This window comes from Thalassospira sp. MIT121401 (assembly GCF_047125595.1).
Lineage (GTDB): Bacteria > Pseudomonadota > Alphaproteobacteria > Rhodospirillales > Thalassospiraceae > Thalassospira > Thalassospira povalilytica.
This window is the reverse complement of the sequence record NZ_CP138926.1, coordinates 3378519-3390959: the sequence shown is the minus strand read 5'-3', so window position 1 is coordinate 3390959 and position 12441 is coordinate 3378519. Positions and strand designations below refer to the sequence as shown.

Annotated in this window: 15 protein-coding genes and 1 tRNA gene; 3 read left to right on the top strand and 13 right to left on the bottom strand. The window is 56.4% G+C overall.

Annotated elements, in window-relative coordinates; translation table 11 throughout:
* The first annotated feature begins 300 nt into the window (after window positions 1-300).
* Window positions 301-1605 (top strand): adenylate/guanylate cyclase domain-containing protein, encoded by a 1305-nt coding sequence (locus SIB88_RS15660; RefSeq protein WP_114113552.1) that lies wholly within the window; start codon window positions 301-303, stop codon window positions 1603-1605.
* 83 nt (window positions 1606-1688) lie between these two features.
* Here the strand turns inward: SIB88_RS15660 and SIB88_RS15655 are convergent, their stop codons facing one another.
* The 12 genes from SIB88_RS15655 to SIB88_RS15600 form a co-directional block, all read right to left on the bottom strand.
* Complete coding sequence (locus SIB88_RS15655; protein ID WP_412558452.1) at window positions 1689-2270, bottom strand: hypothetical protein; 582 nt, start codon at window positions 2268-2270, stop codon at window positions 1689-1691.
* A 72-nt stretch (window positions 2271-2342) separates the two neighbouring features.
* Complete coding sequence (locus tag SIB88_RS15650) at window positions 2343-2606, bottom strand: RebB family R body protein (RefSeq protein WP_068518673.1); 264 nt, start codon at window positions 2604-2606, stop codon at window positions 2343-2345.
* Between the two features lie 59 nt (window positions 2607-2665).
* A complete protein-coding gene (locus tag SIB88_RS15645) occupies window positions 2666-2989 on the bottom strand; it encodes a RebB family R body protein (protein WP_068518672.1) in 324 nt (107 codons plus the stop codon).
* 111 nt (window positions 2990-3100) lie between these two features.
* A complete protein-coding gene (locus SIB88_RS15640) occupies window positions 3101-3325 on the bottom strand; it encodes a RebB family R body protein (RefSeq protein WP_068518671.1) in 225 nt (74 codons plus the stop codon).
* A gap of 193 nt (window positions 3326-3518) precedes the next feature.
* The gene (locus SIB88_RS15635; RefSeq protein WP_068518670.1) at window positions 3519-3812 is read right to left on the bottom strand and encodes a RebB family R body protein; all 294 of its coding nucleotides are present in this window, start codon (window positions 3810-3812) and stop codon (window positions 3519-3521) included.
* A gap of 11 nt (window positions 3813-3823) precedes the next feature.
* Window positions 3824-4123 (bottom strand): RebB family R body protein, encoded by a 300-nt coding sequence (locus tag SIB88_RS15630; RefSeq protein WP_412558451.1) that lies wholly within the window; start codon window positions 4121-4123, stop codon window positions 3824-3826.
* Window positions 4124-4248: 125 nt separating this feature from the next.
* Window positions 4249-4584 (bottom strand): RebB family R body protein, encoded by a 336-nt coding sequence (locus SIB88_RS15625; RefSeq protein WP_068518668.1) that lies wholly within the window; start codon window positions 4582-4584, stop codon window positions 4249-4251.
* 236 nt (window positions 4585-4820) lie between these two features.
* Window positions 4821-5144, bottom strand: a complete 324-nt coding sequence (locus tag SIB88_RS15620; protein ID WP_068518667.1) for a RebB family R body protein — start codon at window positions 5142-5144, stop codon at window positions 4821-4823.
* Window positions 5145-5364: 220 nt separating this feature from the next.
* Window positions 5365-6708 (bottom strand): sigma-70 family RNA polymerase sigma factor, encoded by a 1344-nt coding sequence (locus SIB88_RS15615; RefSeq protein WP_412558450.1) that lies wholly within the window; start codon window positions 6706-6708, stop codon window positions 5365-5367.
* 289 nt (window positions 6709-6997) lie between these two features.
* A complete protein-coding gene (locus SIB88_RS15610; protein ID WP_068518665.1) occupies window positions 6998-7483 on the bottom strand; it encodes a hypothetical protein in 486 nt (161 codons plus the stop codon).
* Entirely contained in the window at window positions 7483-9093 is a 1611-nt protein-coding gene (locus SIB88_RS15605) for a hypothetical protein (RefSeq protein WP_412558449.1), read from the bottom strand. The genes SIB88_RS15610 and SIB88_RS15605 overlap by 1 nt, the downstream gene beginning before the upstream one ends.
* 285 nt (window positions 9094-9378) lie before the next feature.
* Window positions 9379-9454, bottom strand: a tRNA-Thr gene (locus tag SIB88_RS15600).
* Between the two features lie 196 nt (window positions 9455-9650).
* On the opposite strand from SIB88_RS15600, the gene SIB88_RS15595 reads away from it, so the two are divergent.
* Window positions 9651-10427 carry a class II glutamine amidotransferase gene (locus tag SIB88_RS15595; protein ID WP_412558448.1) on the top strand — a complete coding sequence of 259 codons (777 nt, stop codon included), beginning with the start codon at window positions 9651-9653 and terminating at the stop codon, window positions 10425-10427.
* Window positions 10428-10445: 18 nt separating this feature from the next.
* On the opposite strand, the gene SIB88_RS15590 is transcribed toward SIB88_RS15595, so the two are convergent.
* Window positions 10446-11228, bottom strand: a complete 783-nt coding sequence (locus SIB88_RS15590) for a DeoR/GlpR family DNA-binding transcription regulator (RefSeq protein ID WP_289079097.1) — start codon at window positions 11226-11228, stop codon at window positions 10446-10448.
* A gap of 199 nt (window positions 11229-11427) precedes the next feature.
* On the opposite strand from SIB88_RS15590, the gene SIB88_RS15585 reads away from it, so the two are divergent.
* Window positions 11428-12405, top strand: coding sequence for an ABC transporter substrate-binding protein (locus tag SIB88_RS15585; protein ID WP_181848962.1), 978 nt, complete (start codon window positions 11428-11430; stop codon window positions 12403-12405).
* The last annotated feature ends 36 nt before the right edge of the window (window positions 12406-12441 follow it).

The following is a 12441-nucleotide window of genomic DNA, read 5'->3' as shown; positions in this document are numbered from 1 at the left end:
CAATAGTCATTTGTGTGCCGGGAAATAGATTGTTTCCAAATCAATAATTGCGAATTGGCATTGCTGTTCTATGTAGGGTTTGCACTTGATCCAATGGCAAAGATGACGTCAGAGCCGTCAAAAGATGATAGGATGCTGTTCGTGCCCGCGATAAAACCGATGCATCCGGGCAAAACACGGCTTTGACGGCCGACAGGTTTCAAGCAGGTCGGATCAAACAGTTTGGCGATCAATCTGGCCTTTGGATGAAGTGCAACCCTGGCGATGCAAAAATAAGCGTGTAAACGGACGGAGCGAACAATGAACAATAACCAGCAGGATTCAGCGGTCGTGACGTCGCTGCCAGGGACCAATTCGGCCCAGGCCGCGCGCGGTTTTGTGCGTTCGGTCAATGACTGGCTGATGGAATGCGCGCTTGATGATACCGACATCAGCGAACTTCTTGCTGGGATGGTCAGTCGCCTTGTCGCATCGGGCATTCCGATTGACCGTGTCATGGTTGCTTTCAAAACGCTTCATCCCCTTTACGAAGGGGTTTCCTATATCTGGAACAAGGAAAGCGGTCAGGTCGAACGCTCAACCCATATGGGGGTGGGCGATCAGGATCAGGACTGGGCCGAAAGCCCGATGAAATGGATGCTTGATAACGATGTCAGCTTCATGCGTCGCCATCTGATCGGGCCAAGTTCGGTGATCGATTTCCCGGTTCTTGAAAGTTTCCGCCGCAATCGCGGCACGGACTATTACGCACTGATGACCCCGTTTGTCACAGACCGCGACAGCACGCTTGATAGCAACCGTATCTTCATGACCTATCTTACGCGTCGACCCAGCGGTTTCTCGGACGAGGATCTGGCAATTTTGTCGGGTATCCAGCGCCGCTTTGCCGTGTCGTGCAAAATGCGGATCAACCACGAAGAAACCAGCACCATTCTTGAAACCTATCTGGGATCTGATGCCGGTGCGCGGGTGCGCAACGGTCAGATCAAACTGGGTGACAGCACCAAAACCCGGGCGGTGATCTGGTTCTCGGACATGCGCAATTCGACCTCGATTGCCACCCATGTTGGCGATGATGCCTTTCTGGGTGAAATGAATGATTTCTTTTCCGCAACGGCGGGGGCGGTGCTTAAACATGGCGGGCAGGTGTTGCGCTATATCGGGGATGCGACCTTGGCGATTTTCCCGATCGGCGATGATGAAAACAATCTTGAAACAGCCTGTCTTGCGGCCCTTTATGCCGCCGCCGAAGCCCAGATCAATATCGATACCCTGAATGCCAAGCGCGAAGAAGAAGGCAAGCCGCCCTTTGATTACGGACTGGGCATGCATGTCGGTGATGTGATTTACGGCAATGTCGGTGTGTCCGAACGTGTTGATTTCACCGTGGTCGGGCAGGCCGCCAACGAAGCCGCCCGGATCGAACAACTGACCAAGCAGCTTGGCAAACGTGTTCTGGTCAGTCAGACCGTCGCGCGGTTCATTTCCTGTCCGACACAGGAAATGGGGGCTTATGAACTGCAAGGAACCGGTGTCAGCGTCAAGCTGTTTGCCCCGGATTTCGCCGAAGCCTGCCACCGGATCGAATTGATGCGCGCGGGCTAGGCCCGCCCGAATGCGAACATGAAAAAGGCCGGTACATCCGCGTGATGAACTGGCCTTTGTCTTTTTCCCCGGATGGAACGTTGTCAGGCAAGACTGTCGAAATCCTTGACAACGCTGCTTGCTGATTCGCCGACATTGGAAAATGTCTTTTGGGCATCAGTTACCGCCTGTGTCGCAGCCTTGATGATATCGGCATAGGGCGACACTTCCTTTTTGACCAGCATCTGTTGCATGGCGACACCGGTCGTCGCGGATGCCATCGACATGATGTTGCGCAGATAATCGGTGGAATCCTGAACCGCATAGGCCGCGGCCTGGGCGACTTTCTGATAGGCAACGCCGTTTGCACCGGGAAATGCACCGTTCAGAACCGCATGGTTTGTGGTGCCCACTGCCTGAACGATCTGGGGATTGAGTGCGGTACTCAGCGGTGGGGTGTTGTTTGTGCCCCCTGAACCGCCCTTGTCAGAGCTGTCACCATCATCGCCCGATCCGCCGTCTGCGGACTTGTCGCCTGCGGATGTGTCACCGGCGGCCTTTGTGCCGCCATTTTCGCCGGCGGGCGGATTTCCGTCCTTTTGGCTGTCCTGACCGGTATCGGCGTTTTTGTCGGCATCTGTGGTTTTGGATGCGTCGGGATTTGTGTTGTCGTCGTCTGCCATCATGAACCTCTTGCGGGGCGAATGAATGCGCCGTTGTTGTCACTAACCGTGGGCATCAGATCCTGCGGGCACCGATCAGGTGCCGCCGCCACCTTTGCCGCCCATGCCGCCGCCGGTACTGTCAAGGATCATGCGACACGCGCTTGATGTGACGGCATTGCCAATCTGTTGCAGCCCGCCCTGGGTTTGCATGGCGTTTTGCATCGACAGACTGATGGAATGGGCCATCGTCTGATACACAAGGCCCATGGCCTGTGCGGGCGCCTCGCCAAGGACCTTGACGTTGGTCTGTGTCACGGCGTCCGTGATTTGTGCATTTACAGGGGTGTTGTCTGCCATTTCACGCCCTCATGTTTGGACCGTTGCCTGGCCGCAGAAAGACCGGGCTGGTCAGGTGCCTAGCGGCGGGTTGCTGCCAAAATAACCAGAAGAGTCAACAAGGCGTCGGCGTTGTCAGACCGGCCAAGTTTGGCGGTGGCCTGGGCGCCGGCCATGGTATTGACCGAATAAAGCTGCATCACGCCCTGATTGGTGGCGGCCTGCGAACAGATCGATGCCTGTTGCTGGGCCTGCACCGCATTCTGGAACAGGATCGAAGTCGAATGTGCGGCACTTTGATAGATCGAGCCCATCGCATTGGCGGGTGCAGATCCAAGAACACTGACCGAGCTTTGGGTAACTGCGTCGGTAATCTGACCGTTCACCGGGGTTGGAATAGCCATGATATCCTCCGAAAAGGCGGTCCGGGTGACCGCACATCTTTAGACGCGTAATGCGAAGTTTTGTGACCGGGTTCGAAAGCCTTTTTAAAAGGGGGGCTTGCGAAATGTCGGTTAGCCGGCCTGGGCGGTAATCAGCGCCACCAGTTTCGATGTGGCGGTATTGACGACCTGTTGCATGTTTCCCTGGGTCAGGGTGGCGTTTTCCATCGCAAGACCGGTTGCATGCGAATGCGATTGCAGGGCAATGGAAACCGCCTGTGCCGGGCTTTCGCCCAGAACCTTGACGTTGGTCTGGGTAATGGCATCGGTGATTTGCGGATTGACGATATCACTCATGGTACGTCCTCTTTTTATTCACCGGACTCCTGGGACTGTTCGTTTGTATCGTCCGAACCGTCTTCCCCGTCCTGGGTGCCGTTGCCAAGAAACATCCGGTCAAGATCACCCCAGTCGGTTTCGTCATCCCAGAACGCGCTTTTCTTGGACGCGACGCCCTGTTGCTCAGGCGGCGGCAGCGGGCTTTCCCCACTCAGCTTTTGTTGTTGGGGTTCGGGCCCTTGCCCTGAAGCGCCTGTGTAAAAAAATTTGGTTTGCTGTCCTGTACGGACAGGGTGGCCTTGGCGCACTCCATCGTGGTTGCAAGGCTGGCAACGGCAAGCTGTTGCTGTTCATTGACCATATTGGCAAACAGGATGCCCTGTGCCTGGGCCTGCGACAGATAGGATTGCATTGCCCCCATTGCTGGACCATTGGCAATGACCGAGGTATTGGTCTGGGTGACGCTGTCGGTAATCTGTTCGTCGACTTCGTTGGGAGTGCTCATCACGGTGATCCTTACTGGTTACGACGATTCATCATCTGCATCACGCTTTGGGTCATGGTGGTCATGCCGATCATTGCGTTTTGCTTTTGGGCGGAAACCATGTTCGCCATCAAAATGTTCTGTGACTGGGTCTGACCAAGCATCGATTGCAGGGCGGCATAACCCGGCCCGGCCCCCAATGTTGCAACATTGGTCAGCGCGACACAGTCCGTGATCTGATCAGAAACAGCGCAGAGATGCTGTTCATCCGCAGCAGCCGCTTGGGTCTGCTGTGAACTGTCGTCGTCTTGCGCAGATGGTGTCGCTGGCATGTCCGTCTCCTTGGCTGGCGTAATTTGTACTTACCGGTATGACGTGCGAACGCCGACTTTGTGACAGAAAAAGCCCGGCAAGCTTGCGCATGCCGGGCGGGGTCGGCGGCGAAACCAATATGGAATTACGACACGGATGTTCCGGTCGTTGCTTTGAGTGCCGTCAAAAGCGACAGCATGTTGTCGGGCACGTCGCTTGCGGCCAGTTTCGAAGTTGCAACCGCACCAGCCATGGTGTCGACAGAATAAACCTGAATGACGCCCTGATTGGTGGCTGCCTGGGAAGAGATGCCGACCTGTTGCTGGGTACTGACGGCGTTCTCGTAGAGAATGCCATGAGAATGCGCCAGCGACTGGTAAAGCGAGCCCATGGCCATTGCCGGCGCATCGCCCAGAACCTTTACGTTGGCCTGGGTGACTGAGTCGGTAATCATGCCATTGACCGGAGTGTTATCAGCCATTGTGTATCTCCTGGTTGCCTAAAGAAGTGCCGGAAGGAAATTGACCCTCGCAACCGGCCCTTTCCGCATGTCTTGCGGTCAGACTTTTGACGGGGGCCGCGGGGTGTTGTGACGCAAAGCGCAGAAAAACTTGACGGGTCGGGCCGGCCTGGATCCCCAACCTAAATCGGGCGGTCGCTGATGGTTGCAACCGCCCGATTTAATGAAGACCTGCTTGGGGATACAGGGATTAGATATCAGCTTTTGACGGCCTGAAGCGCGGTCAGAAGCGAAAGCATGTTGTCGGGAACATCGCTTTTGGCAATCTTGGAGGTCGCAACCGAATCTGCCATCGTATCGACCGAATAGATCTGGATGACGCCCTGGTTGGTGGCGGCCTGCGAGGTGATGCCGATCTGCTGCTGTGCGCTGACGGCGTTTTCATAAAGAATGCCGGTGGAATGTGCGAGGGACTGGAAGATCGAGCCCATTGCCATTGCCGGGGCGTCGCCCAGAACTTTCACGTTAGCCTGGGTGACTGCATCAGTGATCTGACCATTGACCGGGGTCGGAATCGCCATTGTAAAGTCTCCTTCGTGTGCTTGTGCTGTGTGCTGCTTGCTGTTGTGATCTGACGGGGTTTCGCCGTCCCGTATTCAGTCTAAAGACGTTGGCCATATTGGGTTGTGACGCGTCTTTTCATTTTATCTGTTGTTTTTTGCATTCGATGATGCCCGGGGATACCAGGGGATGCCCGGCTGTGCCTTGATGGCGCAGTCCGGGCCAGGACAGGCAGGCCGATTACTGGATGCCTGCCCCTCTGAGATGTTCGCGCGCCAACTGGACACGTTTGCGCACGGCGCAATTGCTTAGTCCCAATGCCTCGGCAATTTCGTCGTAACTGCGATCCTGGACGCACCGCATCAAAAGCGGTTTGCGCAGTTTTTCCTGCATTGCCATCAAGGCTGTTTCAAGCTGGTCAAGCTGTTCGCCAGCAAGGAATGATTCTTCGGGGCTTGGAATGACCGGGGCGGTCATCGGGGATGCCGGGGTATCGGCACTGCCGTGGGTTTCTTCGCGATATTCCGCCTTGCGCCGGTTCTGACGATGCAGATCGATGCAGGCGTTATGGACAATACGCGACAGCCATGCGCGATGGTTGCGGATTTCGTCCATGGAATCTTCGAATTTTGTCGATGCCTTGACCATTGCCTCGGACAGGGCGTCCTGGGCGTCATCCATATTGCCGGACATCAGTTTCAGGCATTGCTTCAAAAGACTGTCTTGCTGATCGATCCACAGCGGCCAGAAATTCGGTGCCGCGGGGCCCGTTTGGGGATCAAGTGCGGTTTCATGCGCACGGGTCGGGTTGGGCCAGGCGGCGTTGCCGGCATCTTCTGACGGGATGTCTTGGGCAGGGGGGTAGGTCGGGGTGTCCGGGGCTTGCGGCATATCGCGCATGCCCGGAACCGGCTGGCGCAGATCCGTGCTTTCCGGGGATGTCGGTAAAATGCCGTGCAAGACATCCATCGGGGACAGGCCGGACGTGTTGCCAAAACCCGGCAGGGCGCCTGCGATAATATCTTCCGGGCGCGGGCCGTTGCGTGATGGTTCGAGCCCCGGGAAACCGGCAAGCGGATTGAAGTCCGCCGGATAGCCTGGTGGCGGGCTGTATCGGTTGGTGGGCTGGGCGGATGCTGCCGGTTGCGGCGCATCGGACTGGGCATTGTGCGATTGTGGGGGCGGGGTTTGTCCGTTTGAAAGGTCGGACCGGTTTTCCCCCGGCCGTTCGGACGGGGCCGCAAGATCAGTGGAAATGTGGGCTGCGTGCTGAATGATTGACGCCGCATCCAGTGCCAGGGAAGGGGTGCCTGAACTGTCTGAAAGGTTGCGGTCGGGCGGGGCCGGATTTCGGGTCCCGGCTTCGCTGTTTGTGCCGAGCAACGCGTCGGTAACCGCAAGCCTGCTAAGATAATCTTCGGCAATGCGGGCGCGCTGGTCGGGTTTCAATCGCGACCAGATGGAAGTGACGTTATCGCCATCTTCCATCGCCTGGCTAAGAGTTTGATCAAGGCTTTGAACGAAATGCAGCTCGGCCTCTGTCAGGCCCGCCTCTTCCTGTTGGTTGTTTTTTTCGTTCTGCACTATGGACCCCTCCAGTTGATAGATTGCAACCATAGGCTGATTAAGTTGTGCGACGTTTATTATGACGTGATTTCTAAGTGATTGTGAATAAAAGTTATTGCACAATTTTAAGTTGCATCACGGCGCGTATCTTCACAGCCTGCTTCATTCGGGCCAAGAGAGTAGTCGTGCACGTAGTTTTTCTGACTGTGCTGTTGTTTTTCGGGATCTTTGCTTTGATCCGTACGCGTGCCGGTTCGGTCAGGATGCGATGGGCAGATGCCCATGGCGGTTCCCGACCTGTGCCGGATCAACCTGTTTTTGCAGGCTGTGAATTCCTGGGGCTTTCCTTGTCCCCGGCCGGTGGCGCCGGCTCGTTTGAATCCTGTGCGGGAAAAGCATTGGCAAGTGCCGTTTCGACCTTGTCGGAAAGCAACTGCATCCTGAGATCGATTTCGCGTGTGATGATGTTGCGAATTTCCGTGGCGATATCGAACATGATCTGCTGATCGCCATGGTGGTTTGCCGATGATGTCATTTGCGGAGCACCTTGTGCTGGATAACCTGTTGGGTGCCCGCTGCCCGGACGCGGGGGCAGCGGGGCGGTCACGCCCGATTTGACCTGTTCGGCGTGATTGGAAATCGTGTATCGCTGATCAAGAACCTGCTCGCGGGCGCGCTCGGCGGCCTGGGTCATGGCTTTCTGGGTGGCCAGATATTCCTGATTGAATGCCTTGCGCACAGCATCCTTGCGATCGCTGGCGGTGGTAACATCCTTATGCGCCTGACCAGACATCAGGTGCCTCCCTTGGTGGAATTGTTCGGGGTGCTGCCTTTGGTGGTGCGCGACGATCCCTTGGTCGATGCCGAACCGTCCGATCCGGTATCCTCACCGGATGCCGGGGCATCCTGATCGGCCGATCCATCGGAGCTTGCGCCACCGGCTTTGGTTCCGCCGGTTTTGGCGGAGGCCGGTTTTGCCGGTGTGGTGTCATCGGTGCTGGACGGCAGAACAAAGCCATACGTCGCCAGATCATCCTCGGTCGGGCTTGCGGCAACACCGGTCAGGCTGGTTTCAAGGCGTCCATTGTTGTTAGACACCATGCTTGCAGCCTTGCAGGCGGCATTATCGCTTTGTGCCGCGCATGTCAGGATGGCGGTCGGCGTGCAGCTGCGCGTATCGGTCAGAAGCTGTGCAGTGACATTGAAACTTGTTTCCTGGTCATAGCGCACAAGGGTGACAAGGCTTGCGCCCTTGTCGCCTTCGCTGGGCGGGGTGATCTGGACCCAGAACGGAATGGTATAGTTCGGCCCGGCCAGGATGTTTCCCCCGACAATCGGGCTTGGCAAGGTTCCGGTATATTCAAACTGCACCGGGATCGGCGCACGGTCGGCAAAGATCAACCGGATCAGCGCAAGGTTGGGGGCAGCGTCACCGGGGATTGAACCGACGGCCTGTTCGAGATGTAGGGCATAGGGGCCGCCGCTATAGACCGGGACTTCCGATGTTTGTGGCAGGGTGTCATCCTGTGCGGAGCTGTCAAACAAAAGCGCGCGCAATTGTGAGGGTACTGATGTCGGCACCGAGACCGACAGTTCGGATTGCGCATCGGCAGACGGGCCGACATGCAATTTCCAGCTTTTGAGGCTTTCGGGGCTTTCATCGGCAATCAACCGTGCACCGATCGCGGTCTGGGCGGTCGTGCGGCCCGATGACATCGGGTATCCCTGTGCCATTGTGATGGTCCAGTCCGGGGTGTCGGCATCGCTGCTGGCATTCCCGTGCAGACTGGGCATGGCAGTTCTGAACATGTCATCGGCGATTACGGCCCCCTGAAGATCGGTTTTGCTCCCATCCTTATTGATGATGGTGACCCCCCACTGCGCTTGCGAGGTGCTTTCAGAAGAAGTTGTGCTGTCAAAGAAGGAGCTGCTCATTGCGGAGGCCTCGCTGTTTCCTGTTCTGCCGGTCGTCCGGGGGCTTTGTGCTGCTTGGGCGATGACGTGGGTCGGATCGGGTATGGCGCTGTTGAAATTCGGTTTTGGCGCGCCTGAACGGGGCGTACCCGGCCCGTCGAACAGAAAACGCTGGATGATTTCAAAGGCGGTTTCACCGGGCTCGCTGATTTGGCCACTTTTCGGGTTGGCTGGCCGCGATGATCCGCCGGGACTGTTGATCGCGGGGCTGTCGATCAGGCCGAATTCCTGACAAAGGGCGGTCATGATATCGAGTGCGGCCTGCGGCTCGTTCAATGGGCCGGGCTGGGGCGCAAAAGAGGCCTCGGTGGGCTCTTTTAAGCCTTTTTCTGCCGCGGCGGGGCCTGCTTCGTGCAGATTGCTGCTGCCATCAGACGGGCTTGATGCGGATTTGGCCGGATCTGGTTTGGGCGCGTCACTGTCTGTCATGCATGCATTCCCCAGTGTTGCCCTTGTGGTGGATTTTGCGGCCGAAATGGCGGCCGAATTGACCACAAGGATTTAAACGGTTCCGTGCATTCAGACGTTCAAAGGGCGGGAATGTGAAAATATTGCCTCTGTACAATGGGGCGATACGGGCCTTTGAGGCGCAAATCCCGTGTGCAAAAGACCGCGAAAATTCACGAATGTCGCAAGCTTTTTCAGGCCCGAAAAACACAAAACCCGCCGAAAGTGCAGCAAGCTGTACCTTGGCGGGTCTTGGGTTTTACAAAATGGTGCTGGTGATAGGATTTGAACCTACGACCTACGCATTACGAATGCGCCGCTCTACCAGCTGAGCTACACCAGCACGATTCATTTTGTGGCGCGGAAAATACGGACAATCACCAAGCTTGGCAAGTGCTTTATTGTTCTTTTTCCCAACAAGCCTTTCGGGCGCAGCCATGCCTTAAAATCAAACCGGCAATAGATAATATCACATTGACCGTACTGTAATTATGCGGCTTAGATGCGTGCTGTTGGAATTCATGCTTTGGGGGCAGGTTATGTGTCGTTGGCTCAGCTATGTTGGTGATCCGGTTTATCTTGAAAAGCTGGTGTTCGAGCCGCGCCATTCCCTTGTTGAACAAAGCCTTCATGCCGAACAGGCCAAAACGCCGACCAATGGCGACGGGTTTGGCATTGGCTGGTATGACGAACGTCCGACCCCGGGGCTTTATCGTGAAATTCTTCCGGCCTGGAATGATCCGAACCTGCGGTCGCTTGCCCATCACATCAAATCGGGGCTGTTTTTCGCCCATGTCCGGGCTTCGACCGGCACGCATACCAGCCGCACCAATTGCCATCCCTTTGCCCATGACAAATATCTGTTCATGCATAATGGCCAGATCGGCGATTACCCGCTGGTGCGCCGATCGCTTGAAAACATGATCGAGGATGAATTCTATGCCGGTCGGCAGGGATCCACCGATAGCGAGCTGATCTTTTGCCTGATGCTGACACTTGGCCTGAAAGAAGACCCGCACCGCGCGATCCGTCGCACCATCGAAGTCGTCGAAAATGAAATGAAGGCACGCGGCGCAAGCGCCCCGTTCCGTTTCACCGCTTGCCTGTCAAACGGTAAAAGCGTCTGCGCCATCCGCCACGCCAGCGACGACAAACCGCCATCCCTTTACTGGCGCAAACGCGACGACCACGTGATTGTCGTATCCGAACCGCTTGATACCGATACTGAAAGCTGGGCCGCTGTCGCACCGAACCATACCCTTCATGTCGAAGGTGATCTGGTGGTGAGCGAGGAAGCAACCATGGCGTGCCAATAAAGCAACTTTGTTTCGGCGTCAGTTTACCACGACAATCTGAGACCGCGCCTTGACCAGCGCGCGTTGCAGGGCATCGCCGGGGGCGCTGTTGAGAAGCACCGTCTGAAAATCGCTGGCGTGGCCGTCACGACAAAGGGCTTTGCGGCCGACCTTTTTTTCGTCGATCATCAGGATCGCGTGGTCGCAACAGCCGACAAGTGCGCGCCTTGCGCGGACTTCATCCATGTTGAAATCAAGCAGGTCGCCGTCATCGGTCATGCCGCCGACACTGACAATTCCGTAATCGGCGCGAAGCCCGCCAAAGAAATCAGCACTATCGGCCCCGATAATATCAAGATCGCGGGTACGCACCGTGCCACCGGCAAGCCTAAGCGTGACATTGGGCGCATTTTGCAGGGTCAGCACCACATGCAGGTTGTTGGTCAGTACGGTCAAATTGCGATGCGATGAAAGATGCTGAGCGGCGAGTTCGGCGGTGGTGCCGGTGCCAATCGCAATCGTGCAGCCCTCAGGGATCAGTTCGGCGATCTTGGCAGCAATCGCCATCTTGCCCGACCGGTTCCAGACTTCACGCTTTTCATAGGCAGAGTTATCCGGATCAGGTGCGGGGCCTGCAAGGCCATGACGGCGAAACACGCGCCCCTGTTCCTGAAGATCGCGCAGATCGGTGCGGATGGTCTGGACCGATACATTGAACCGGCGTGCAAGTTCTTCGACGGCCATGAAGCCACAGGATTTCACAAGGGCGACGATACGGTCACGACGACGGTCAAGCGGAACAGGATCTGGGATCTCGGACACGTTTATTTCTTTCGTTCGAAAGGCATGGTTTCGTTTGTGTTCCGAGTATAGACAGGCCGGATTGTAACTGAAAAGCCCGGTTTTCCTGTTGAAACATTTAATTCTTGGTGTTGTCACACAACTGTTATCGAAATCCATATAGCTTCCGGATCGAAATGTTTTCGAACGAAACCTTCTTTCCGACTAGGGGATGCCGATCATGCGTAACGTTCTTCTTGCTGCTGTCGCGACTGCGGCGATGATGCTGCCGGTTGTTGGCCAGGCTGCGGAAAAGCTTGTTGTCTATACCAGCCAGCCCAACCAGGATGCCCAGACCACTGTTGATGCCTTTATGGCTGCCAACCCGGATATCGAAGTTGAGTGGGTCCGTGACGGCACCACCAAACTGATGGCGAAACTGCGCGCCGAGATCGCCGCTGGCGACCCGCGCCCGGATGTTCTTCTGATTGCCGATACGGTAACGCTGGAAGGTATGAAGCAGGAAGGCCTGCTGCAAGCGTACAAATCGCCGGAAGCCAAGGCCTATGAAGGCGCGCTTTATGATGCCGAAGGCTATTACTATTCGACCAAGCTGATCACGACCGGCATTGTTTACAATACCGCAGCCAAGGCACCGAGCTCCTGGAAGGATCTTTCGGATGCATCGGCGAAAAACCAGATTGTCATGCCAAGCCCGCTTTATTCCGGTGCGGCCCTGATCCATCTTTCGACCCTGACCGAGAACAAGGATCTGGGCTGGGATTACTATCAGGCACTGGCCGCCAACGAAGCCCGCGCTCAGGGCGGTAACGGTGGTGTCTTCAAGGCGGTTGCATCGGGTGAAAAGCCGTACGGCGTGGTTGTTGATTTCCTTGCCATCCGTGGCAAAGCCAAAGGGTCGCCGGTTGATTTTGTCTTCCCGAAAGAAGGTGTGACCTATGTGACCGAGCCGGTCGCGATCATGAAAGACGCCAAGAACGTTGATGCCGCGCACAAGTTCGTTGATTTCGTTCTGTCCGATGCCGGTCAGAAACTTGTTCTTGATATGGGTTATATCCCGGCCCGTAACGACATGGCCCTGCCGGAAGGTTTCCCGGCGCGTAAGGACATCAAACTGATGGACTTCAACCCGGCCATCGCCCTTGAACAGGCCGAAGCGAACAAAAAGAAATTCGCTGATATCTTCGGGGCTGAGTAATGCAGGCAACAGGTCGCCTTCGCGGCGCTCTGCCTG